We start from the raw sequence: 24,033 nt of genomic DNA on the forward strand, positions 1-24,033 counted from the left end.
CTGCGGTCCGGCAACCCGCTGACTAGGGGCTGTGGCTGAAGACCGGCGCCGGCGGCGGAGTCACCTGCTCGGCCTGGGCCTCCTCGGCGAGGCCGATGCAGCCACCCTGGTTGTGGCCGATGCACGGTACGCCCAGCACCTCCGGCACGTCCGGGTTACCGGCCGGAGTGGAGAACGTCGAGCCGGCGTTCGGCACCGTGTGGGGCACGCAGACACCGGTGAACGGGTCGGGCTCTTCGCCACCGGAGCAGCTCTGCGCCGCGGGCGCCACGTTCGGGACGGGGGCTACGAAGGCGGCGAGCACTGGCGCAGCGGCGATCGCAACCGCAAAGCCACCGGCAAGCATCAGTCGTTGTGCGGGGAACTTCAAGGTCGCCATCGTCACGCTTCCTGTAGTTGTCAAACCGTGTCGTCGGCATGAAGTCTATGGAAGCCGGCAGCTTTCTGCACAGCTTCACAGAGTTCGTGGGCAGCGGTGGCTACGGGCTGGAGCTGATGGTGGATCGGGGTTGCGCCGGGGGGCCCATCGCTGCCTCGTCCTCGGCCAACCCCATGCAGGCCCCGGCATTGTGCCCGATGCAGGGGATGCCGTCGATCTCCGGAACGTCCGGATTGGCCGCTGTGGTCTGGAACAACGGCGGCGAAGTCGGCACGAGGTACGGCACACACGTCGTCGTGAACTGGTCCGCTTCCTCGCCCGATTGGCAGCCCTGCGCCAGCGCGGCGTCCGGTCCGGGCGCGACAGACAGGCCGACCGCGGGCGCGGCCGCGAGGGCTGCGAGGAATGCGCCGGCGAGGACAAGGCGTCGAAGTGGGAACGAGGAATTCGCCATTGCGCGATTCTAGGAGCCTGCCTCGGTATCCGCGCTCGATTGGCGCGTCGGTGGGTCGCCATCGACCGCCGCGGGGCTCGAACCGGAAGGGGTGCAGGGCTGGGGTGGGCGGCACCGTAATGTGCAGTAAGCCGAACAACGCAAGCGAGGTGGTCCGCGATGGCGAGCCCTGATCTGACGAGCGCCGACGCCGGAGGCGATGCCGCTCAACAGGTGGCGTACGAAACGCTGGACGACGGCCAGATCGCCCGCATCTGGCTCAACCGCCCGCAGGCGCAGAACGCCCAGTCGCGCACGCTGCTTGTGCAGTTGGACGAGGCGTTCGGCCGCGCCGAGGCCGACGACCGGGTGCGAGTGGTGATCCTGGCCGCGCGTGGCAAGAACTTCTCGGCCGGCCACGATCTCGGGTCCGAAGAAGCGATGCTGGAACGCAAGCCCGGTCCGGCGCAGCATCCGACTTTCCAGTCGCACGGTGCGACCGTGCCCGCGATCGCCGAGCGCACATATCTGCAGGAGTGGCACTTCTTCTTCGAGAACACCCGTCGCTGGCGGGATCTGCGCAAGATCACCATCGCGCAGGTGCAGGGCAACGCGATCTCGGCCGGCCTGATGTTGATCTGGGCCTGCGACCTGATCGTCGCCGCCGACGACGCGAAATTCAGCGACGTGGTCGGCGTCAGGATGGGCATGCCGGGCGTGGAGTATTACGCGCACCCATGGGAATTCGGTGCCCGCAAAGCGAAAGAGCTTCTGCTGACCGGTGATTCGATCGATGCCGACGAGGCGCACCGGCTCGGTATGGTTTCGAAGGTTTTTCCGCGCGACCAACTGGAGGACAAGACGCTCGAGTTCGCCCGGCGCATCGCCGAGCGCCCGACGATGGCGGCGCTGCTGATCAAGGACTCGGTGAACGCCGCGGCCGACGCGATGGGTTTCACCGAGGCGTTGCGCCACGCTTTCCACATCCACGAACTCGGCCACGCGCACTGGGCGGCGCACAACGAGAACCGTTATCCCGTCGGGCTTCCGCCGAACGTGCCGGACTGGCGCACGCTCGGGGCGCCCAAGCCTGCCCGCCGTGACGAACCGTGACCGCGGGGTATTGCTGACGCAATGTCGGGCTGAGGGCGCTGTCGCGGCTATATATCCACCGCGACGCTCTCATACCGACATTGTGATCGGATGAGAAGTCGTTAGAAGAAATCAGATGGCGAAAGGGTCTTCGGTGGAGTTGTCGTTGGCGGGTCGGACGGTACTGGTCACAGGTGGGGGCAGCGGCATCGGCAAGGGTGTGGCGGCGGCGGTGGTGGCAGCCGGCGGAAACGCGATGCTCGTCGGGCGCAACGCCGACAAGCTCTCCACCGCGGCCGACGAGATCTCCGCTGAGGGCGGTTCGGGCTCGGTGCTCTACGAACCGGCCGACGTGACCAACGAAGACGAGGTGGCCCGCGTCGTGGAGGCCACCACGGCATGGAAGGGTCGGCTGTACGGCGTCGTGCACTGCGCCGGTGGCAGCGAGACGATCGGTCCGATCACGCAGATCGACTCGGAGCTGTGGCGCCGCACCGTCGACCTCAACATCAACGGCACCATGTACGTGCTCAAACATTCGGCGCGGGAGATGGTGCGCGGAGGCGGCGGCTCGTTCATCGGCATCTCGTCGATCGCGGCGAGCAACACCCACCGCTGGTTCGGCGCCTACGGGGTGTCCAAGGCCGGCATCGACCACATGATGCAGTTGGCCGCCGACGAACTCGGTGCCTCCTGGGTGCGGGTCAACTGCATCCGGCCCGGTCTGATCCGCACCGAACTCGTCGCGCCCGTACTCGAATCGCCGGAACTGAGCGGTGATTACGCCGCATGCACGCCGCTGCCCCGGCCCGGCGAGGTCACCGACATCGCGAACGCGTCGCTCTTCCTTCTCAGCGATGCCTCCAGTTTCATCACCGGCCAGGTCATCAACGTCGACGGCGGACAACTCGTGCGCCGCGGCCCGGACTACTCGTCGATGCTCGAACCGCTCTTCGGCGCGGACGGCTTGCGGGGAGTCGTCTCCACCTAGCCGATCCTCCCGGGCTGTCCAGCCGGCCCGGTAACGTCGGGCGCGTGGTCACCTTGGACCGGCTCGTCAACGTGCTGGGCAGTTACGGCGTGCGCCTACGCTTCTGCCCGATCCCGCGTTCCAGAGAGCTGGGCAGCGTGGTGATGCACGAAATGGCCGGCGGCCGCACGGTCACCGGTGACGTGCTGATGGCGATCGGGGCGCGAACCGTCAACGAGGCGTTGCGGTGGGCGGTTTCGGCGCGTGCGGTGGTGGTACTTCTTCGCGACGGCGACGACGACACGACGTTCGCGGGCATGGTCGAGGGTGTCGCGGTGATGGTCGTCGACCAGACGGTGTCCTGGAGCGAGCTCGCCGCCGTCGTCTACGGGCTGGTGCTCGAGGGACGCGAAACCGAATCCGGGCGGGGGCCAACGGATCTGTTCGCGCTCGCCGACAGCCTGGCCGAAGCGACGGGCGGCGGAGTCACCATCGAAGACCCGTTGTCGCGCGTGCTCGCGTACTCGACGATGCAGGAGAACGCCGACGCGGCGCGGGTGGCGACCGTCATGAGCAGGCAGGCGCCGGAGTCCCTGCGCGAATTCTTCCATGCCCAAGGCATATTCGCCCATCTGCTGAACTCCGACGAGCCGCTGTTCGTCGGACCCGACACCGGACACGGCTTGTCCGGCCGCATGGTGGTCGCCGTGCGGTCCGGGCGGGAGTTGATGGGGTCGGTGTGGGTTTCGTGCTCCGAGCCGTTGGCCGAACCCGAACGCACGGCGCTGGCCGACGGCGCCCGCACGGTGGCTCTGCATTTGCTGCGGTCCCGCGCCAGTGCAGATCTGGAGCGCCAGGTGGAATCCGAGTTGGTGCTCCGACTCCTCGATGGAAGTGCGGCCGCCGCGGCATCCGCCAGCAGACTCGGCCTCTCGCAGGGACCGATGCGGGTCATCGCCGTGCGGGCCTTCATCGGCACGGAACACGACGCCGCGCTGCTGCTGGCGTTCGAAAGGGCGACCGCCGGCTTCGGTTGGTCGCGCCCCGGGCGCAGCGCGCTGGCGGGCAACACGATTTACACCGTGCTGCCGGGCGAGCAGGCTGACCCCGCTCGCAAATGGGTCACCGGGTTGCGGGCGGCCCTGCCCGACCGGGTCACCGTGTTGGCCGGCATCAGCAAGGCCGCCGGCACCACCGACCTGCCAGCCGCGCGTGAGGAGGCTGACGAGTGCCTGGCGCTGCACGAGATCAGGCCGTCGAACGCGGTGCCCCCCGCCTACGACGAGTCGTGGGACGAGATCCTGCTGCAGCGTCTCCGCACCGCGGCTCGGTCCGGTCGTACCCCGGACCGTGGACCGGTCGCCGAACTTCGCCGTCACGATCACGACCACGCCACGGAGTACGTCTCGACGCTGAGGGCATGGTTGGAGGCGCTGGGCGACCCCGTTCAGGCGGGCGTCCGCCTGGGCGTGCACGAGAACACCGTGCGGTACCGGCTGCGCAAGATGGGTGAGATCACCGAACTCCCGCTGGACGACGCCCGCAAGCGGCTGGCCATCATGATCGAACTCGCGGCCATCGACACCGATTGAAACGGCTTCGCCGCTTCGTCCGGCCAGGTCTGGCCGTTGTCGGATCACCACAACGGCAGCGCCGCGGATTGTCCTGGCGCGGCAATTCACGGTGACGCGACCGGCGGCACCATGGGTGGACAACGCGGTGTTTCGGCGACGGAGGGTATCGAGATGGTCAGCGGCGAGCGGATGGACGGTGGGCCGCGGTCTGCGATCGTGGTCGGCGCCGGCATCGTCGGGTTGTCGACGGCATGGTTCCTGCAGGAGCGCGGTGTCGAAGTCACCGTCGTCGACCGCAGCGGGGTGGCCGCCGGCGCCTCCTGGGGCAACGCCGGCTGGGTCGCTCCCGCGCTGACCCTGCCGTTGAACTCGCCGAAGGTGCTGCGCTACGGGTTGCGCTCGTTGCGTGACCGCAGCGCCCCGCTGCACATCCCGCTGAGCATCGACGGTGCGTTGTGGCTGTTCCTGATGCAGTTCGCCGCCAACTGCCGCCCGTCGGCGTGGCGCCAGGCGGTGGAGGCCAGTGTGCCGCTGAACGAAGAATGCATCGAAGCGTTCGACGTTCTCGTCGCCAACGGTGTCGAAGCGCCGGTGACCGACGCCCCGATCACAGCGGTGTTCCGCAACACCGAGGACGCCGAGAACATGATGCGCGAACTCCGCGCCCTCGAGCGGGCCGGCCAGAAGCTGTTCGTCACCGGGTTGTCCGGTGAGGCGTTGCGCGAACAGGTGCCGCTGGCATCGCCGGCGATCACCGCCGGTATCAACATCAACGGTCAGCGGTTCGTCGATCCTGGACGGTTTGTGCAGGCCCTGGGCCGGACGGTCGAGGAGCGCGGGGCGAGCATCCTGACGCGGGACGTGCGCGGCGTGTTCAGTTCCGGCAATCAAGTGGTGGTGCAGCCCTACCACGGCAAGCATCTGACCGCGGACACCGCGGTGATCGCCACCGGTGCGTGGATGTCACGGCTGACGGGCCACCGGTTGCGCGTCCCGGTGGAGTCCGGTCGCGGCTACTCCTTCACCGTGCCGGTGGACCGTCCGATCCCCGGGCCCATCTACCTGCCCGATGTACGAGTCGCGTGCACGCCCTACCACGGTGCGCTTCGCGTGGCGGGCACGATGGAGTTCCGCGACCCACACGAACCGGTGACCGCCGAGCGGGTGGGTGCGATCGTCGCGTCCGCGAGCCCGCTGCTGCAAGGCGTCCGGTGGGCCGAGCGCAGCGACATCTGGGTCGGTCCGCGCCCGATCACCCCGGACGGCCGGCCCCTGGTCGGCGAGATGTCGCGCAATGTCTACGTCGCAGGCGGGCACGGCATGTGGGGGCTCGCGCACGGCCCGGTGACAGGCCGACTCCTGGCCGAACAGATCACCACCGGCAAGCAGCCCGAAGCACTGCGGCCCCTCGATCCGTTACGACGCGCGGTCGCCTAGACCGGCGCCAGGCGACCGAACGAAACCCGTCGCATGCTCGCCCGCCATGGGCGCTGCGAGTCGTCAGCGGCGGCGCTGTCTGCGCCCGTGGCCGCCCCTGACGGCAACCCCTTTTCCGAGAAAGGACCAGAAATGACCATCGCACAACGTGTTTGGATATCACCGGACGCCCATACGCGGCTGCAGGAGGAACTCGCCACGCTCCGTGAGCTCGTCGCAAACGCAGTCGGTGACGAAGACGCGGACGAGAACGCGACCGCCGTCAAACGCGCCCGCCAGGCGCGCATCCAGCAGATCCACGAGATGCTCATCAACGCTGTGGTCGGCGAGGATCCACCGGACGACGGCATCGCCGAACCGGGCATGGTGGTGACCGTTCGCTACGACGACACGGCCGAGGTCGAGACGTTTCTCCTCGGTGTGCGCAGCGCCGAGCACGGTGACATGGAGGTCTACTCCGCGCAGTCGCCGCTGGGCGCGGCCATCCTCGGCGCCCGCCCGGGTGAACAACGCACGTTCAAACTCCCCAGCGGGGCGGATCTGTCCGTCACGATGCTCACCGCGGTGCCATACGGCCTGCACGGCGGCGAGATGGTGCTTCGCGAATAATCTTTCGGCTCGCTCTGCGGCTAACTAGGATGGATTGACGACGACCCCTACGCCCCGCGCCGAAGGAGGGTCTTGTGACTGCCGAAGTCACCCCGGTTCCGCAACTGGAAGTCCGCAGACCCTTCCCGGCCCGAATGGGCCCGCGGGGCAACTTGGTTTACAAGCTCGTCACCACCACCGATCACAAGCTGATCGGCATCATGTACGTCGTCACCTGCTTCGTCTTCTTCTTCATCGGCGGGCTGATGGCGCTGTTCATCCGGGTCGAGCTGGGTGTACCGGGGCTGCAATTCCTCTCCAACGAGCAGTACAACCAGCTGTTCACCATGCACGGCACGGTGATGCTGCTGTTCTACGCGACGCCGATCGTGTTCGGGTTCGCCAACCTGGTGCTGCCGCTGCAGATCGGCGCGCCCGACGTGGCGTTCCCGCGACTCAACGCGTTCTCGTTCTGGTTGTTCCTGTTCGGCGGGCTCATCGCGATCGCCGGCTTCATCACCCCGGGCGGCGCGGCGGACTTCGGCTGGACGGCGTACGCACCGCTGAGCAACGCCATCCACTCACCCGGCGCCGGCGGGGACCTGTGGATTTTGGGCCTGGCCGTCGCCGGTCTGGGCACCATCCTCGGCGGGGTCAACATGATCACCACCGTGGTGTGCATGCGCGCACCCGGCATGACGATGTTCCGGATGCCGATCTTCACCTGGAACATCCTGGTGACGTCGATTCTGGTGCTGATGGCCTTCCCGATTCTGACCGCGGCGCTGTTCGGCCTGGCCGCCGACCGCCATCTCGGCGCGCACATCTACGACCCGGCCAACGGCGGGCCGCTCTTGTATCAGCACCTGTTCTGGTTCTTCGGCCACCCCGAGGTGTACATCGTCGCGTTGCCGTTCTTCGGCATCGTCACCGAGATCTTCCCGGTCTTCAGCCGCAAGCCGATCTTCGGCTACACCACGCTGGTGTACGCCACCTTGGGCATCGCCGCGCTCTCGGTGGTGGTGTGGGCCCACCACATGTTCGCCACCGGCGCGGTGCTGCTGCCCTTCTTCGCGTTCACCACCTATCTGATCGCGGTGCCGACCGGCATCAAGTTCTTCAACTGGATCGGCACGATGTGGAAGGGCCAGTTGACGTTCGAGACACCGATGCTGTTCTCGATCGGATTCCTGGTGACGTTCCTGCTCGGTGGGCTCACCGGCGTCATGCTGGCCAGCCCGCCGCTGGACTTCCACGTCACCGACAGCTATTTCGTCGTGGCACATTTCCACTACGTGCTGTTCGGCACCATCGTGTTCGCCACCTACGCGGGCATCTACTTCTGGTTCCCGAAGATGACCGGCCGGCTGCTCGACGAGCGACTGGGCAAGCTGCATTTCTGGTTGACGTTGATCGGTTTCCACACCACGTTCCTGGTGCAGCACTGGCTCGGCAACGACGGTATGCCGCGGCGCTACGCGGACTACCTGCCCACCGACGGGTTCACCACGCTCAACGTCGTGTCGTCGATCGGCGCGTTCATCCTCGGCGTTTCGGTGCTTCCCTTCACGTGGAATGTGTTCAAGAGCTGGCGGTACGGCGAGCCGGTCACCGTCGACGATCCGTGGGGTTACGGCAACTCGCTGGAGTGGGCGACCTCGTGTCCGCCGCCGCGGCACAACTTCACCGAGCTGCCCCGGATCCGTTCGGAGCGCCCCGCTTTCGAGCTGCACTACCCGCACATGGTCGATCGGATGCGCGCCGAGTCCCACATCGGCAGGCACGCCACCGCCGGCGAGTCGCCGACGGGCTTCGGCCCGCGCACCGAACCCGACCGCTAGCTAGACATTGGCGGGTCGCGCAGCTCAAATCGCTGCTTCGCGGGCGTTGTTGCGCGCGGACAACAAGTGACTCGGCGGTTGTCGTAATGGTGCAACGCCAGTTCCCTCCGAGGCGGGCACCATGGAAGGTGTTCCCCAAACCCTCAACGGAGCGGGCTTGGGGACTCCAAGCGACATGACCGAACGAGGGCAGCAGACATGACCACATCCACCGAAACTGCCGGTGGCACCGCGCTGTTGACACGACTACGTGAAAGTGGTCTACGGCACAACGATGATCACCTGCTCACCCATCAGGCGATTTCACGGTGGGAGACCGAGGGTGGAGCACTTCCGAGTGCTAGGTCATCTCGGCCGCACGATGGACGGCGTTGACGATCCCCTGGTAACCGGTGCACCGGCAGAAGTTGCCCGACAACCCTTCGCGGATCTCCTCGTCGGTCGGCTTGGGGTTGTCGCGTAGCAGCGCGGTGATCGAGGTGACGAAGCCCGGCGTGCAGAAGCCGCACTGCAGGCCGTGGCAGTCCCGCAACGCGGCCTGCACCGGCGACAGTTCACCGTCGGGGTCGCCGATACCTTCGACCGTGGTGACCTCCATGCCGTCGGCCTGCACGGCGAACATCAGGCACGCACGCACCGCGTCACCGTTGAGCAGCACCGTGCAGGCCCCGCATGCACCGTGCTCACAACCGAGATGTGTGCCGGTCAGGCCGCACTTCTCGCGCAGGAAGTCGGCGAGCGTGAGCCGCGGCTCGACGGTCGCGCTGAACGTGCGCCCATTGACCGTCACTTCGACCGGCATGTCATGCATCGATTGCCTCCGTAATGGCTGAAGCCCAGGCACGGGCGACCATCGTCGCCCCGACTTTGGCTCGGTAGCTTGCAGACCCCTGCAGGTCGGACGGAATGTCGTCGAGTCCGCTCACCGCGAGCCTGCCGAACTCCCCGGCGTCGATGTCGCCGACCGGGCGACCGACGACGGCCTCTTCGGCGGCACTGGCCCGCAGCGGTGTCGAGCCCAAACCCAAAAGCCCAATGCCACAACGGGTTATCCGGTCGTCGTCGTCCAGCTCGACCGCAACCGCCGCGCCGGCAATTGCGAAGTCGCCGTGCCGGCGCGCGAATTCCTCCACCGCGAAGCCCGTGCGTCCGCTCCAGATCGGGAAGTCCACCGCGGTCAGCATCTCGTCGGGTCGCAACGAGGTCTCCCACAGCCCGGTGAAGAAGTCCTTCGCGGCGATCTGTCGGGATCCCGTCGAGGAGAGGACGTCCATCCGCGCGTCGAGCGCCAACGCGACGGCCGCATACTCCGCCGCCGGGTCGGCGTGGGCGATGGCGCCGCCGAGTGTCCCCCTGGTGCGGATCTGGAAGTGACCGATGTGCGGCGTCGCGAGGGTCAGCAGCGGAACCGACTCCGCCACTTCGTCATCCATCCCGACGAAGGAATGCGGGGTGCCGGCAGCGACGCGTACTGCGCCGTCGACCAGGTCGATGCTGCGAAGCTCGTCGATTCGCGAGATGTCGATGAGGTTCTCGAAAAACGTCAGTCGCATCGCAAGCATCGGGACCAGGCTCTGCCCGCCGGCAAGAAGTTTCGCGTCGTCGCCGAATTCCGCGAGCATGTCCACCGCTTCCTTGACCGACTCGGGGCGGTGGTAGGCGAACGGGGCGGCTTTCATGACGACAGCAGTCGCGCCAGCGCGGCCTGCAGATCCTCGGCCACCGCCGCGGCGGGCGCCTTCCTGCGACGACGGCCCAGCAGGAGGCCGACCGCCAATCCCGCTGCGAGACCCGCCGCCACCGGGGCCGCACGCTTGGCCAGTGGTACCGCAACGACTTTCAGCATGTCTATCGACTCACCGGCTTCAGGTTGCGCAGCGGCCGCGGCCGCCTCCGTCGTCGGTGCCGCGGTCACCTTGTCACCGACCACGCTGGCCTCCAGCGACTTGGCGAACTGGCCGATCAGGTTGGAAGCCACGTCGGCGAGCACGCCGCGACCGAACTGCGCGGCCTTGCCCGAGATCGTCAGATCCGTGTTGATGACCACCCTGGTCGCGTCGCCCTCGTCCTTCAACTGCGCTGTGACGGTCGCCGCGGCGTTGCCGTTACCGCGCGTCTCCTTGCCCTCGGCCTTGAGCACGACGCGCTGCGCGGCGGCGTCCTTCTCCTGAAACGAGGCAACGCCCTTGTAGGACACCGTGATCGGGCCGACCTTGACCTTCACCGCACCGGTGAAGTCGTCGCCGTCCACGGACAGCAGTGTGGCACCGGGCAGACACGGCGCGACCCGCTCGACGTCGGTCAGCACCTCCCACGTCTTGGCGGCGGGCACCGCGACGCGGAACTCGTTGTTCAACTCCATCTTTGATCCATTCTTCGATCAATCACTTCTTGGCTTGTTCGATCGCCTCGACGATCGCGGCGGGGCTGGCCGGCAGACGGGTCAGCGTGACGCCGAGGGGTGCCAGGGCGTCGTTGATGGCATTGATCACGGCAGGAGTCGAACCGATCGCGCCGCCCTCGCCGACACCCTTGTATCCGCCGACGCCCGGTCCCGGGATCTCCACATGTCCGTACTCGATCGCGGGCACCTCGGTGGCCGTCGGCAACAGGTAGTCGACGAACGTACTCGACAGCGGGTTGCCGTCGTCGTCGTAAGCCATGTCCTCCAGCAGCGCTCCGCCGATGCCCTGTACGGTGCCGCCGGCGATCTGACCCTCGACGACGTTGGGATTGATCATCGGCCCGACGTCCTCGCTGACGATGTATCGGGTCAGCGTGACGCGGCCGGTCTCGATGTCGACCTCACACGTGCACGCGTGGGTGGCGTTCGCCCAGTGGATCGGCGCTTGCGAGGTGAACCGCGCGGTCGCCTCCAAAGACGCCGATACACCGGGCGGCAGCTGTTGCGGCTCGTAGTACGCGCGGTAGGCCAGATCGGCGAAACTGACACTCTTGTCGGCGTTCTCGCGTACCCGAACCCGTGAGTCGGCCAGTTCCAGCTCGGACTCCTCGGCCTCCAGGCGCGGCGCCGCCATCGCGAGGATCTGCTTGCGCAGCATCGCGGCGGCCTCGGCGACGGCGCCCGCGGTCATCGGTCCGCTGCGGCTGCCCTGTGTGCCCGCGCCGTACGGGGTGACCGCGGTGTCGCCCTGGATCGTCGAGACGTCCTCGATGTCGGCGCCCAGCGCGTCGGCGGTCAACTGCACGACCGTGGTCTCGAGGCTGTTGCCGGTCGAACCGCCGTTGACATAGACGTTGATCTTGCCGGTCGGCTCCATCCGGATCGTCGCGCCTTCGGTGGCGAGGTGACCCGTTGCGGCGCCGGTCGGTTCGATGTAGGCCGAGAATCCCAGTCCGAGGTAGCGGCCCTCGGCCAGTGCGTCGGCCTGCTCCTTGCGGAAACCTTCGTGGTCGAGGATCTTGACGGCCTGTTCGAAGGTGTCGGCGGGCGCGACGTGGTCGTAGGGCATGCCGTTGGGGTTGAAGTACGGCATCTCGTCACCGCGCAGGATGTTGCGCCGGCGCAACTTGACCGGATCCATGTCCATTTTTCGCGCTGCGATGTCGAAAAGCACTTCGCGCGCGAGTGTTTCGTACTGCCACGGCCCGCGGTAGGCGGCCAGTCCGGCGGTATTGGAGAAGACCGTCTTGTAATTGAAGCTGGCCTTGGGCACCCGGTACGGGCCAGGGAAGAACATGCCGACCGCAGCGGTGGTCAGCACCGGATACGGCGTCGGATAGGCGCCGATGTCGTAGGTGAAGTCGATGTCGACCGCGAGGATGTTGCCCTCGTCATCGAAAGCCGCGCGTGCGGTGCCGTCGACGTGGCGGGCCTGCCCGGCCGACATCAGGTTCTCGCGGCGGTCCTCGATCCACTTCAAGGCTGCGCCCGATTGCGCGTTCGACGTCACAGAAGGCACTTTGCGCGCCGCCAGCATGATGCACATGTCCTCGCGCATCGGCACGACCTTCTGGCCGAACCCGCCGCCGGTGTCGCGCATGATGACCCGGACGTTGTGCGCCGGGATGCCGAGCAGGCGGGCGCAGAACGCCCGTAACTCATGGGGCGTCTGCGTCGAGGCCCACATGGTCAGTTCCTCGGTCGCGGGCGTCCATTCGACGACCATGCCGCGGCACTCGATCGGCACCGGCGCGTAAATCTGCTGATAGACGTTCGCTTGGACAACATGGGGTGACGTGGAGAAGGTCTCCTCGTCGGGCGGCGCGCCGGCCATGCCGCCCGCGACATTGTCGGGATAGGCCTCGTGCACCACCGGAACGCCGGCCTCCGCACCACCGACTGCCCGGGTGAAATCGGCGATCGCGGGCAGCGGTTCGTAGTCGACTTCCACCGCGTCGGCGGCATCCTCGGCGAGGTAGCGGTTGTCGGCCACGACCAGGGCGAGCGGGTCCCCGACGAACTTCACCTCGCCCTCGGCCAGCGGTGGCCGCGGCGTGTCCGCGAGGTCTTTACCCGCGACGGCGTGCCACGCCTCTTTGACGTCGGGGTTGAGATCCTCGGCGGTGAATACCGCGTGTACGCCCGGCATGGCGAGCGCGGCCGACGCGTCGATGCCCTTGATGGTTGCCCTGGCGAACGGGCTGCGCACGAAGCAGGCGTGCAGCATGCCCGGTCGTACGACGTCGTCGACGAAAGTTCCGCGACCAGTGAGCAGCCGGTTGTCCTCGATGCGTGGCACGCGGGCCCCCGCGTAGCGGGTCGCGACTTTATCCGCTGAAGCAGAAGTCACCGGCTCACCCTTCCCCTCGCCGTGTTAAGAGCGACGTTATCGCATTCGAGAACGACATTTCCATACGTGCTGTCTCACGCCTCGTGGTGGATGCGTCCGTCGGTGTCGCTCAGCGGTCTACCGCCTCCGCCCCACCGGCGGGCGATGATCTCCGCGGCGATCGACACCGCGGTCTCCTCGGGGGTGCGGGCGCCGAGGTCGAGCCCGATCGGGCTGGCCAGCCGGCCCAGTTCGGCGTCGGTCAGTCCGGCCTCGCGCAGCCGCTGCATCCGGTCGTCGTGGGTCCGACGTGAGCCCATCACCCCGATGTAGCCGACATCGGGCAGACGCAGTGCGACCTGCAACACCGGCACGTCGAACTTCGGGTCGTGGGTGAGCACGCAGATCGCGGTGCGTGAATCGATCGCGCCGCGCTCGGCCTGCTCGGCGAGGTAGCGGTCGGGCCACATCACCACGACCTCCCCGGCGCCCGGGAAGCGTGCGGGGGTCGCGAACACCGGCCGCGCGTCGCACACGGTGACGCGGTAGCCCAGCAATGTCGCCTGTTGGGCCAACGCGCCCGCGAAGTCGATCGCCCCGAAGATCAGCATCCGCGGCGGCGGGGCGTGGCTGGCGACGAACACCTCCATTCCCGACTCCTGACGCTGACCGTCGGGCCCGTACGACAGCACGCCCGTGCGGCCGGCCGCGAGCAATCCGCGGGCGTCGTCGGTGACCGCGGCGTCGACGCGCACCGAGCCCAGCGAGCCCTCGACCGAGTGCGGTCCGATGACGAGCCGGCGGCCGATCCGGTGCGGATCGGGATGGGCGATCACCGTGGCGAGTGCGGTCGGACGGTGCGCGGCGATGTCGTCGGCGACGGCCTGCAGTTGCGGGAAGGTGTCGCATGACACCGGCTCGGCGAAGATGTCGATGACGCCGCCGCACGTGAGTCCGACGGCGAACGCGTCGTCGTCGCTGATGCCGTAGCGCTGCAGTTCGGGGCGCCCCGCCGAGACCACCTCGTTGGCCAGTTCGTAGACAGCGGCCTCGACGCAGCCACCCGACACCGAGCCGGCGACCGTGCCGTCGGGGCAGACCACCATGGTGGCGCCAGGTTGGCGGGGCGCGGAGCGGATTGTGCGCACGACGGTGGCCACACCGGCGGTGCCGCCGGCCCGCCACACGGTCAGCAACTCGTCGAGCACGTCGCGCACCGTCGCAGTGTAAGCCCGCGGCGCTGTGCGAGTGCTCAGCACACGTCAACTCGACACAAACGCTCTGCCGATCTCCTCGCTGGATCGGAAAGCCGTGCTGTGAAGGTGCGGTTATCAGGACTGCCCGCATGCGAGCATCGTGGTATCAGGTGGGAGCGGCTGGAGGGCAACGGTCACATGACAACTCGACGCAAGTCAGCGCTGGTCATGGTGAGTTTGACGGTTATGGCGGTCGTTTCGGCTCCGGCCGCCGATGCTCGACCTACCTGCCAGGACACGGGCTCGATGACGACCTGCCAAACCAACGGCAGTGTGTCGATCAAGACGCGGCCCTCGACGGTCGCACCCCCCGCCAACCAGCCGATGTTTCCCTGGGGAGTACCTCGACGTGTTCGGGCTCCCGGCGGTCGCGGCTAGCATCACGTCGCGGTGCAGATTGCGCGCGTAGCTCCACTTCTCCAGTGCGAAACGAGGCCCGCGATGCGGAGAGCCTGGACCGGTGCGGCGGCGGTCGTCCTGGCATGCGCGATGTCCGGCGTGGCCGCCGCCGACGAACCGGTGCCGCCGGTGTCCGACGCGGCCCGTGCGGCAGGTCTGGTCGATGTGCGCACCGCGGTCCCCGACGCGGTGATCGACCTGCGGTACGCGACGACCAACAACTTCGTCGGCGAGCAGCTGTATCCCGCCGACGCGCGCTGTCTGGTCGACGAGTCGATGGCGCCACGCCTGTCCGCGGCCGCTGACGCGCTGCGCCCCGGCGGCGAGGTGCTCGTGTTCTGGGACTGCTACCGGCCGCACGACGTGCAGGTGCGGATGTACGAGGCGGTGCCGGAGCCCGGTTGGGTGGCGCGGCCGGGGCCGTACGCCCGCAGCCACGAGGCCGGTCTGTCGGTCGACGTCACGTTGGCCCGCGACGGTGCCCTCGTCGACATGGGCACCGGCTTCGACGAGTTCGATCCGCGGGCGAACGCCTATGCGACCGACGGAGTCGGCGCGGCGGCCCAGGCCAACCGCGCGCGGTTGCGGGACGCGATGGCGGCGGGCGGGCTGACCGTCTACGAGGGGGAATGGTGGCATTTCGATGCGCCCGGCGCATACGAGCAGCGGCCGATACTCGATGCGCCGGTGAGGTGAGCCGAACTCAGGCCGCGGTCGGACCGACCGTCATGGCCTGGCAGTACGCACACAACTCCGGCCCGAGCGTCGGATAACCACAACCAGCGCAGACCGCGACCGCGGTGGTCTCATCGGCTTCGAGCATGTCGCATATCTACCCGCTCGTAGCCGAATCAATCCCAGATCTGGGACACATTTTCCGGAGCTGACGCACGCCGCCTCAGATGATGGGCGGGTCGCCGGGACGCAGCACCCGCAGCCACCGGTACCCGTGAGGTTCCAGGCCCACCTCGATGCGGCCCTTGTTGTCGAGCTGGTGTTCGGACAGTCCGTCGAGTAGGTCGACGAGCCGGCATTCCGGCGCTTCGTCGAGTTCGATCGGCACGATGCAGGCTTCGCCGCCGAAGTTGTGCAACGCGACCATCGCCCAGCCCGACGCTTCCCGGCAGACATGGGCCAGCACGGCGGAGTTCGGTTGCTGCAGAACCTCCGGGGTCGACCAGCCGATCTCCGGCTGTGAGCGGTAGGTGTAGATCAGATCGCGCATGAACCACCAGAACGACCGATGGTCGTGGCGCTGGTCTGCGGCGTTGACGCGGTCCGGGCCGTACATCCCGTCGGGTTGCGGGCGCGGCAGCCGGCGTTTGGCCGCGGTGGAGAATCCGCCGTTGACGTCGGCGGTCCACTGCATGGGTGTTCGCACAGCGAATCGCCCTGCCACTTCGAGGTTTTCGGCCATGCCGATCTCTTCGCCGTAGAACAGCACCGGAGTGCCGGGTAACGAGAACATCAGCGAGTAGGCCATGCGCATCCGCCGCTGGTCACCGCCGAGCATGGCGGGCAACCGTCGGCGCAGTCCGCGCCCGTAGAGTTGCATATCCGGATCCGGACCGAAGGCGTCGAAGACTTCCTGGCGCTCCTCGTCGCTCAGCTTGTCCAGGGTGAGCTCGTCGTGGTTGCGGACGAAATTGGCCCACTGGCTGGTGATGTCGAGTGTCGGGCGCCGGTTCAGGGCTTTGGCGATGGGACGCGCGTCGCCGCGGGCCAGCGACAGGTAGAGGTTCTGCATGCCGATGAAGTCGAACTGCATGTTGAGCCCGTCGCCGTCGGGGCCGCCGAAGAAGCTCTTTTGGTCCTTGTAGGGAACGTTGACCTCGCCGAGCAGGACGGCGTCTCCGACGCGGCGAGTGATGAAATTGCGTACATCGCCGAGGTATTCGTAGGGGTCGAACACGCCAGGGTCGCCCGGAGCGCCGTCGCGGGCGAACAGGAACGGAACGGCGTCGACGCGGAAACCCGACACCCCCAGCTCGAGCCAGAACCCGAGGACACGGGAAATCTCCTCCTGCACTTTGGGATTCGCGATGTTGAGGTCGGGCTGATGCTTGAGGAAGTGGTGCAGGTACCACTCGCCGCTCTTCGGGTCCAATTCCCAGAGACTGTCTTCCTGATCCGGGAAGACGACGTCTTTCGGGCTCGACTTGGGTTCGGTCGCGCTCCACACGTAATAGTCGCGATACGTATCGTCGGTGCTGCGGCACGCGGACTTGAACCAGGGGTGGCGGTCCGACGTGTGGTTCATCACGAAGTCGACGATCACCCGGATTCCGGTCGCCTTGGCGGTACGCACCAGTTCGACGAAATCGCCGTGGGTACCGAAACGCGGGTCGACACCGAAGAAGTCGGTGATGTCGTAGCCGTCATCGATGCGGCCGGTCGGGTAGAACGGCATGAGCCACAGGCAGTTGACGCCGAGGTCGAAGAGGTACTCGATGCGCTCGGTCATGCCGCGGATGTCGCCGCAGCCGTCGCCGTTCCAGTCGTAGAACGTTTCGATGTCGGCGCAGTAGAAGACGGCGTTCTTCCACCACAGGTCGCCGGTCTCGATCTTCCTCACGCGCTGACCGCCTCTGAATTCAGCTGTGAGAGCACGTGTTTGCCGAACGCGTCGATGAATGCGCTCTGCTGCTGACCCACGAAATGCAGATAGAGCTCGTCCCATCCCTGTGCGAGGTCTTGGTGGAGCCACTCGGTGTGCTGGCCCAGGTCGCTCGAGACCCGAACCGATCGGCGAACGTGCTCGGTGGAGACCTTCTCGCCGATGACGTCGAACGCCTCCACCGTCTCGATGTCCCAGCAGACCGGAGGATCGAAAACGTTGGTGCGCCACTGGTCGTGGGCGATCGCGAGGGCTTCGTCCTCCGAAGGGGCCCAGCTGAGGTGGATCTGCAGGCGCGCAGGTCCGCGGCCGCCGGCGTCGCGGTAGGAGTGCAGCACCTTCTGCAGCGCGTCTCGCGACTGGTTGACGGTGACCAGACCGTCCGCCCAGACGGCGTGCCGCGCGGCGGTCTCCGGGGTGACGGCCGGACCGACGAGGTCGGGAACCTTCTCGGGCAGCGTCCATAGCCGCGCCCGGTTGACATTGACCAGACCTTCGTGAGTTACCTCTTCGCCGCGCAGCAGGCGCCTGATCACGTCGACGCACTCGACGAGGCGCCGGTCGCGCACCTCCTTGCGTGGCCATTGGTCGCCGGTGATCCGTTCGTTGGATGCCTCGCCCGAGCCGAGCGCCGCCCAGATCCGGCCGGGGAACATCTGCGCGAGCGTTGCGATCGCCTGCGCGACGATCGCCGGGTGGTAACGCTGCCCCGGCGCGTTGACGACGCCGAAGGGCAGCTGCGTCGTGGCGAGCGCAGCGCCGAGGAACGCCCACGCGAAACCGGATTCGCCCTGTCGTTCACTCCAGGGGCTGAAGTGGTCCGACGACATGCCGGCAGTGAATCCCGCTTGTTCGGCATGTTGCACGTCGCGGAGCAACTGGGCGGGGTTGATCTGCTCGTGCGAACAGTGAAAGCCGATGACCGTCATGGCCTACCGCGTACCCGTTCTTCGGGTCTCTTACGTGACCGTCAGCAGTTGACCGCCGGTTTGACATCGCAGCGGCGCAGGGTAAGCCTGTAACCAGGTCGGGTCGTGATACCGGTCTGCCGCTGCAGGGCTGACCGAAGGGAGAACACGATGAAGACGATCAAGCGCATCGCCGGAGTCACCGCGCTTGCAGGTGCGATCGCCGGTTCGCTGTTCACCGGCGCCACCGTCGCAGCCGGCACGGCAGGTGCTGATCCGTGGAAATGCGAATCATGCGGTTATCCGTTCCCGAAGATTCCGGGCCCCGGCGACATCCCGTATTGGAATGACGTACCGGGTTGGGGCAACGCGATCCCGTGGGGCCACTTGCCCGAAGGCTGGCACTGATATCTCGCCGGATCGCCTGAACAATCGCGATCTGATCGATGTCGGCTCCCGAAGTCTTCGGCGGCCGATACGAGCTGCGAGGAGCGCTCGGTAGCGGCGGAATGGCCGTGGTCCGCGACGGCTGGGACACCCGCTTGGACCGAGCCGTCGCAGTCAAGGTCCTTCACCCGGGGATGCTCGCGGACACCGCGACCCGGCGCCGCTTCGTCGAGGAGGCACGCGCCGCGGCGGCGTTGAACCATCCCAACATCGTCGCCGTCCATGACAGCGGCGAGCACAACGGGACGCCCTACATCGTCATGGAGCGATTGCCCGGCAACAGCTTGGCGGACGCGATCGCCCAGGGGCCGCTGCCTCAACCGCTGGTGCGACGGGTCCTGAACGAGGTATTGGGTGCGCTCTCCGCCGCGCATGATGCGGGCATCCTGCACCGTGACATCAAGCCCGCCAACATTCTGTTCACGCCGAGCGGCCTCACCAAGCTCAGCGACTTCGGGATCGCCAAGAGCGCCGGTGTCGACCTCACCACCGACGGTCAGATCGTGGGCACCATGGCCTACCTGAGCCCCAACCGGATCGCCGGTGAGGCCGCTACGGTCGCCGACGATGTGTACTCGGTGGGGGTGGTCGGATATGAGGCGCTGACCGGTCGACGGCCATTCGATCAGGAGAATGTCGCCGCGTTGGCACGAGCCATCCTCGACCACCGGGCCCCTCCGGTCACCGCGCTACGGCCCGACGCCGACCCGGCATTGGCCGCGGTGGTGGCCCAGGCCATGCATCCTGATCGGGCGCGACGCTTTGGCTCGGCCCGGCAGATGCGCGCGGCACTGAACGGATTCGGTGCGCCGGTCGGCGCTCCGTTGCGACCGCCCACGGCTGTGATGACGTCTCCGGTGCCTCCGGCGACCTACATGCCGCACGCGGCTGGCGACAGCGGCTGGAAGCCGCCGAGCCGCAAGCAGACACGCATCGGCGTGGCGGCGGTCGCCGCGGTGCTGGCCCTGGCCGCCGTCTTGCTGATGATCAACTCACCGTTCGACGCGCCCCAACCGGCCTCCACGCCGACGAGCACCGCACCGCCGAGTCCGCCGCCGGCACCCGGCACCACGACGGCGCCTCCCACTCCGAGTACGCCTCCGTTGACGGAGGAAGAACTCAAGAAGCGCGAAGAGCAGCAGAAGAAACTCGAAGAGCAGCAGAAGAAACGCGAGGAAGAGCAGAAGAAGCGTGAAGAGGAGCAGCGCAAGCGCGCCGAGGAGCAAGGGCGCTAACCGCCGTCCTACCCGGGGATCGGGATGAACGACCGCTGAGCTGATTCGACCTTCGGTAGGTTGCGGTCGTGGCCGAGCTGATGAACCGCCAGATCGTGTTGCGTCGCAGACCCACCGGGCTGGTCCAGCCCGCCGACACCGAGCTGATCGCCCGCCCGGCACCGGAACCCGCCGAAGGTGAGGCGTTGGTTCGCACCACCTACATCGGCATCGACGCCGCCGCGCGCACCTGGCTCAACGACCAGCCGGGGTATCTGCCTCCGGTGCAACTCGGCGAGGTCATTCGCGCGGCGGGCATCGGCGAAGTGGTCGCCTCGCGCTGCGACGCGTACGCCGTCGGTGACGTGGTCACCACGCTGACCGGATTCCAGGAATACGTCATCAGCCGCGACGACATCTTCACCACACCCGTCGAAGGCCCCGACGTCGACCAGCTCGCGGTGATGTCGGTGTACGGACCGACCGGCGCAACGGCCTACTTCGGGATGGTCGGCATCGGCAAGCCGCAGCCGGGGGAGACCGTGGTGGTGTCGGCGGCTGCCGGTGCCACGGGTTCGGTCGCCGGTCAGATCGCCAAGATCGCCGGCGCCCGGGTGGTGGGCATCGCGGGCGGGCCGCAGAAGTGCCGGGCCGTCATCGACGATTTCGGGTTCGACGCGTGCATCGACTACCGCGCGGACGACCTGCCCGCGGCGCTGAAACAGCACTGCCCGAAGGGCGTCGACGTGTACTTCGACAACGTGGGCGGGCCGATCCTCGACGCGATGCTCGGCCGGTTGGCCCACAAGGCCAGGGTCGTGTTGTGCGGCGTCATTTCGAGCTACCTGACCGGCGAACATCCCGGCCCGGCCAACTACGTCAACCTGCTGTCGAAGACCGCGCTCATGCAGGGATTCAACGCGCTCGACGAGTGGGGCCGTTTCGAGGAGGCGTTCGGGCCGTTGCGCCGGTGGGCGCAGGAGGGCCGGTTGGTGCACCGCCAGACCATCTTCGAGGGCATCGAGTCGTGTGTGGATGCTATGAACGGCTTGTTCACCGGTGCGAACATAGGCAAAATGCTGGTGAGGATCAGCGAGCCGAGCCGCGGATGAATCCCGCCGCGAGGCTCGTTGATTGACTGGCAAACAATGCGGGTATGACGAACCGCGACTGCCGTGGCAGTTCGGTCGATACAGCTACACACGTAGAGGGAGTGGTCGAATGGGTGCTCGTCGAATCGCTCGGATGGTTGGTCTGGTCGTGCCCTTCGCGGCGCTCGTCAGTGCAACGGTGCCTCTTGCGGCGGCCCAACCGCCGCCTCCGCCACCACCGGCGCCGCCCGCCTGCCCCGACGTGCAAGTCGTGTTCGCTCGCGGGACCGGTGAGCCAGTCGGTGTCGGCGGGGTCGGGCAGGCATTCGTCGACGCGCTGCGCGCGCAGGCCGCTCCGCGCTCGATCGACGTCTACGCGGTCAACTACCCGGCGAGTGCGGACTTCGGCGATCGGATCCAATTCGCGCGGACGGTCGTAGACGGGATCCGCGATGCGGGACGGAAAGTCGAGTCGACCGCGGCGGCGTGCCCCGATACCGACATCGTGCTCGGCGGATTCTCGCAGGGCGCCGCGGTGGCCGGTTATGTGACCTCTGCGGAGATTCCTGAGGAGGTACCCGCTGAGTACCGGCACTTCATCCCCGAGCCGATGTCCGACGAAGTCGGCGACCACGTTGCCGCCGTGGTGCTGTTTGGCCGGCCGTCGGATCGATTCCTGACCGACGCTGGCGCACCCGCGATCGCGATCGGGCCGTCGTATCAAGACAAGACGCTGAGCCTGTGCGCCGAGGGCGACACGATCTGCAACGGCGCGCCCATCGGTCTTCCGAGCTTCGCGCACAACTCGTACCTCGTGAACGGGATGGCCGCCGAGGGAGCGGCCTACGCGGTGGCACGTCTCGAGCCGGCTCCGCCTGCTCCGGAACCTGCCCCCGCACCAGCGCCGCCGGCACCGTTCGGAGCACCGGCACCAGCGCTGGGCCCAGCCCCGTTCGCGGCGCCCGCACCCCCACCACCACCACCACCACCGGCCCCGGCCCCCGCGCCGGCACCGACGCCGCCAGCGCCTGCGCCAGTCGGCTGAGTCGGCGCTGTCGCGGTCTGCCACTCTCGAGTGGTGGACCAAGACATGTACGACCGGGGCCGCGAAATCCGCACCGCGGTACTCGGTGAGGCTTATGTGCAGAAGGCCGCGGACGGCGCGGATGACTTCACGGGGCCGTTCCAGGATCTGGTGACCGAGTACTGCTGGGGCGCGGTATGGGGTCGCGACGGCCTACCCCGGAAAACCCGAAGCATGCTCAACCTTGCGATGCTGGCGGCGCTGAACCGTCCCGATGAGTTGCGCACGCACGTCAGGGGCGCTCTCACCACCGGAGTCACGCGTGAGGAGATCCGCGAGATCTTCATGCAGGTCGCCGTCTATGCGGGTGTCCCCGCAGCGGTGGCGGCGTTCCGGGTGGCGCGTGCAGCCTTCGACGACGCCGACCACCAGTAGGGCTCGGCATGGACGTCGGCTTCATCGGCCTCGGCAACATGGGATTTCCGATGGCGACTCGCCTGCGGGCGGCCGGGCATCGGGTCGTGGTGTGCGACAGGCGCATTGAGGTGGTCGACAAAGCAGTCGAAGCCGGTGCCGAAGCGGCGGCGTCGGTGCGCGAGGTCGCCGATCGCGTCGCGACGGTATTGGTCAGCTTGCCGACCCCCGCGACATCGGAGTCCGTCGCCGCCGACGTCGCGCGCGGAAGCGTCGCCGAACGCTTCGTCGACTTGTCGACGGTGGGCCGCCGAACGGCGCAGCGCAACAGCGTGCTTCTCGCCGAGCGAGGGATCGCCGCGCTCGACAGTCCCGTCAGCGGAGGCGTGCACGGAGCCCAGGCGGGCACACTCGCGGTCATGGTGTCGGGTCCGCCGGCCCACTTCGAAGCCTGCCTGCCGATCTTCGAGACCATCGGCCGAGCGACGTTTGTCGGGGAGAAGCCCGGAGCGGCACAGACGATGAAGCTGGTGAACAACCTGATCGCGGCGACGACGTTGGCGGTCACCGCCGAGGCGATGGTGGCCGGCGTGAAGTCCGGCCTCGACGCCCGGGTGATGCTCGATGTCCTGAACGCCGGGTCGGGCGGCACCCATGCCAGTCGGGACAAGTTTCCGCGGGCGGTCCTGCCACGCACGTTCGACTACGGCTTCGCCACCGGGCTGATGGTCAAGGACGTTCGGCTTTACCTCGACGAGGCGAAAGCGCTGGGGCTGCCGACCGAAGTTGCCGACGCCGTGGCGCAGGTCTGGGAGTCGACGATGGCGAGCGAGGGGGCCGACTCGGACTTCACCGCGGTGGTGAAACCGATCGAAGCCGCCGCGGGCGTCGTGGTCGAAGGGTGACCGGACCCGGCCGGTAGAGTGCGGCAAATGAGCACGCCGACATCGCGCGCACGCTGGCTGCGTGGGGGCCTGGTCGGCGCGTGCTCCGCCATCCTCACCGCGACCGCTCACACCTTCGCCGAGGGCGAGCTTCCCCGGGGGTCGGCGTTGATCGTTGCGACGCTCGTCTGCGCCACCGCGGGCACAGCGGTCGCGCGGCTCGCACTCGACGGTCGCCACGCGCGGCTGGTGGGCGCCGTCGGCGCCTTGAGCCTCGCGCAGGTCCTGGGCCACCTCTCGTTCATCGTCGCCGGTGGACACCACCACTCGGCCGCCGCCCTCGGCTTCACGCCCGCGATGGTGGCGGCGCACATCGGCGCCGCGCTCGTTCTCGGTGCGGCGATCGCCGCCGTCGAATACCTGTACGTGGTCTGCGTGTCCGTGCTGCGCTGGCTGCGGATCTTCGCCGCTCTTGCCCTGCGGCCGCGGGTGCGCCGACTGCATCGCGCCGCCAAAACCGTTGTCGCCGAATCCGTGCTGTACAACTACGGGCTCGGTATGCGCGCTCCGCCGGTCAGGTCCGCAACGGCGGCATAGCCCGCCACCTCGATTGAATTCGCCGCGGTCTCGCCGACCGCGGGTGGCTGCTTTTCGCGGCCCCTGACACCTAGTTCCCACTAGCCACCTCAATCTCCGGCGTGCCGGCGCTCGGCGCGCCACCGGCTCGAAAGC

Annotated in this window: 22 protein-coding genes and 1 pseudogene; 14 read left to right on the forward strand and 9 right to left on the reverse strand. The window is 67.6% G+C overall.

Annotated elements, in window-relative coordinates:
* Nucleotides 1-22 precede the first annotated feature (22 nt).
* On the reverse strand, nucleotides 23-379 hold the full coding sequence (locus AU187_RS24645) for a hypothetical protein (RefSeq protein WP_059101828.1): 357 nt from the start codon (nucleotides 377-379) through the stop codon (nucleotides 23-25).
* Between the two features lie 100 nt (nucleotides 380-479).
* A complete protein-coding gene (locus AU187_RS24650) occupies nucleotides 480-833 on the reverse strand; it encodes a hypothetical protein (RefSeq protein ID WP_059101558.1) in 354 nt (117 codons plus the stop codon).
* Between the two features lie 159 nt (nucleotides 834-992).
* On the opposite strand from AU187_RS24650, the gene AU187_RS24655 reads away from it, so the two are divergent.
* From AU187_RS24655 to ctaD, 6 genes are all read left to right on the forward strand, one after another.
* Nucleotides 993-1,925, forward strand: a complete 933-nt coding sequence (locus tag AU187_RS24655; protein WP_059101557.1) for an enoyl-CoA hydratase — start codon at nucleotides 993-995, stop codon at nucleotides 1,923-1,925.
* Between the two features lie 115 nt (nucleotides 1,926-2,040).
* On the forward strand, nucleotides 2,041-2,895 hold the full coding sequence (locus AU187_RS24660) for an SDR family oxidoreductase (RefSeq protein WP_502687793.1): 855 nt from the start codon (nucleotides 2,041-2,043) through the stop codon (nucleotides 2,893-2,895).
* A gap of 44 nt (nucleotides 2,896-2,939) precedes the next feature.
* The gene (locus tag AU187_RS24665) at nucleotides 2,940-4,466 is read left to right on the forward strand and encodes a PucR family transcriptional regulator (protein WP_059101555.1); all 1,527 of its coding nucleotides are present in this window, start codon (nucleotides 2,940-2,942) and stop codon (nucleotides 4,464-4,466) included.
* Between the two features lie 153 nt (nucleotides 4,467-4,619).
* The gene (locus AU187_RS24670) at nucleotides 4,620-5,885 is read left to right on the forward strand and encodes an NAD(P)/FAD-dependent oxidoreductase (protein WP_059101827.1); all 1,266 of its coding nucleotides are present in this window, start codon (nucleotides 4,620-4,622) and stop codon (nucleotides 5,883-5,885) included.
* Nucleotides 5,886-6,017: 132 nt separating this feature from the next.
* Entirely contained in the window at nucleotides 6,018-6,494 is a 477-nt protein-coding gene (locus AU187_RS24675; RefSeq protein ID WP_059101554.1) for a GreA/GreB family elongation factor, read from the forward strand.
* Between the two features lie 134 nt (nucleotides 6,495-6,628).
* On the forward strand, nucleotides 6,629-8,314 hold the full coding sequence (ctaD, locus tag AU187_RS24680; protein ID WP_502687795.1) for an aa3-type cytochrome oxidase subunit I: 1,686 nt from the start codon (nucleotides 6,629-6,631) through the stop codon (nucleotides 8,312-8,314).
* 340 nt (nucleotides 8,315-8,654) lie between these two features.
* Here ctaD and AU187_RS24685 read toward each other — a convergent pair whose 3' ends face one another.
* The 5 genes from AU187_RS24685 to AU187_RS24705 all read right to left on the reverse strand — a co-directional run bounded on the left by AU187_RS24685 (nucleotide 8,655) and on the right by AU187_RS24705 (nucleotide 14,264).
* Nucleotides 8,655-9,125, reverse strand: a complete 471-nt coding sequence (locus AU187_RS24685; RefSeq protein WP_059101552.1) for a (2Fe-2S)-binding protein — start codon at nucleotides 9,123-9,125, stop codon at nucleotides 8,655-8,657.
* Nucleotides 9,118-9,993: an FAD binding domain-containing protein gene (locus AU187_RS24690; RefSeq protein WP_059101551.1), complete on the reverse strand. Its 876-nt coding sequence runs from the start codon at nucleotides 9,991-9,993 to the stop codon at nucleotides 9,118-9,120. The genes AU187_RS24685 and AU187_RS24690 overlap by 8 nt, the downstream gene beginning before the upstream one ends.
* A complete protein-coding gene (locus AU187_RS24695) occupies nucleotides 9,990-10,676 on the reverse strand; it encodes an SRPBCC family protein (protein ID WP_059101550.1) in 687 nt (228 codons plus the stop codon). The genes AU187_RS24690 and AU187_RS24695 overlap by 4 nt, the downstream gene beginning before the upstream one ends.
* A gap of 22 nt (nucleotides 10,677-10,698) precedes the next feature.
* Nucleotides 10,699-13,068: a xanthine dehydrogenase family protein molybdopterin-binding subunit gene (locus tag AU187_RS24700; RefSeq protein ID WP_059101549.1), complete on the reverse strand. Its 2,370-nt coding sequence runs from the start codon at nucleotides 13,066-13,068 to the stop codon at nucleotides 10,699-10,701.
* A gap of 74 nt (nucleotides 13,069-13,142) precedes the next feature.
* Nucleotides 13,143-14,264 carry an XdhC family protein gene (locus tag AU187_RS24705; RefSeq protein ID WP_059101826.1) on the reverse strand — a complete coding sequence of 374 codons (1,122 nt, stop codon included), beginning with the start codon at nucleotides 14,262-14,264 and terminating at the stop codon, nucleotides 13,143-13,145.
* 480 nt (nucleotides 14,265-14,744) lie between these two features.
* On the opposite strand from AU187_RS24705, the gene AU187_RS24715 reads away from it, so the two are divergent.
* A complete protein-coding gene (locus tag AU187_RS24715; protein WP_059101547.1) occupies nucleotides 14,745-15,398 on the forward strand; it encodes a M15 family metallopeptidase in 654 nt (217 codons plus the stop codon).
* A 202-nt stretch (nucleotides 15,399-15,600) separates the two neighbouring features.
* Here the strand turns inward: AU187_RS24715 and AU187_RS24720 are convergent, their stop codons facing one another.
* Complete coding sequence (locus tag AU187_RS24720) at nucleotides 15,601-17,277, reverse strand: alpha-amylase family protein (RefSeq protein ID WP_059101546.1); 1,677 nt, start codon at nucleotides 17,275-17,277, stop codon at nucleotides 15,601-15,603.
* A complete protein-coding gene (locus tag AU187_RS24725) occupies nucleotides 17,274-18,248 on the reverse strand; it encodes a TIGR03885 family FMN-dependent LLM class oxidoreductase (RefSeq protein ID WP_059101545.1) in 975 nt (324 codons plus the stop codon). The genes AU187_RS24720 and AU187_RS24725 overlap by 4 nt, the downstream gene beginning before the upstream one ends.
* 150 nt (nucleotides 18,249-18,398) lie before the next feature.
* Between AU187_RS24725 and AU187_RS24730 the strand changes: the two genes are divergently transcribed.
* The 7 genes and pseudogenes from AU187_RS24730 to AU187_RS24760 all read left to right on the forward strand — a co-directional run bounded on the left by AU187_RS24730 (nucleotide 18,399) and on the right by AU187_RS24760 (nucleotide 23,898).
* Nucleotides 18,399-18,635, forward strand: a complete 237-nt coding sequence (locus tag AU187_RS24730) for a hypothetical protein (RefSeq protein ID WP_059101544.1) — start codon at nucleotides 18,399-18,401, stop codon at nucleotides 18,633-18,635.
* Between the two features lie 38 nt (nucleotides 18,636-18,673).
* Nucleotides 18,674-19,909, forward strand: coding sequence for a serine/threonine-protein kinase (locus AU187_RS24735; protein WP_082684053.1), 1,236 nt, complete (start codon nucleotides 18,674-18,676; stop codon nucleotides 19,907-19,909).
* A gap of 68 nt (nucleotides 19,910-19,977) precedes the next feature.
* On the forward strand, nucleotides 19,978-21,000 hold the full coding sequence (locus AU187_RS24740) for an NADP-dependent oxidoreductase (protein WP_082691883.1): 1,023 nt from the start codon (nucleotides 19,978-19,980) through the stop codon (nucleotides 20,998-21,000).
* Nucleotides 21,001-21,109: 109 nt separating this feature from the next.
* A pseudogene (locus tag AU187_RS24745) lies at nucleotides 21,110-21,841 on the forward strand (cutinase family protein); the annotation flags it as partial.
* A 216-nt stretch (nucleotides 21,842-22,057) separates the two neighbouring features.
* A complete protein-coding gene (pcaC, locus tag AU187_RS24750) occupies nucleotides 22,058-22,438 on the forward strand; it encodes a 4-carboxymuconolactone decarboxylase (RefSeq protein ID WP_059100287.1) in 381 nt (126 codons plus the stop codon).
* Between the two features lie 8 nt (nucleotides 22,439-22,446).
* On the forward strand, nucleotides 22,447-23,322 hold the full coding sequence (locus AU187_RS24755; RefSeq protein ID WP_059100285.1) for an NAD(P)-dependent oxidoreductase: 876 nt from the start codon (nucleotides 22,447-22,449) through the stop codon (nucleotides 23,320-23,322).
* A gap of 27 nt (nucleotides 23,323-23,349) precedes the next feature.
* Nucleotides 23,350-23,898, forward strand: coding sequence for a hypothetical protein (locus AU187_RS24760; RefSeq protein ID WP_059100284.1), 549 nt, complete (start codon nucleotides 23,350-23,352; stop codon nucleotides 23,896-23,898).
* Nucleotides 23,899-24,033 lie beyond the last annotated feature (135 nt).

The organism is Mycobacterium sp. IS-1556, assembly GCF_001499985.1.
Classification (GTDB): Bacteria; Actinomycetota; Actinomycetes; order Mycobacteriales; family Mycobacteriaceae; genus Mycobacterium.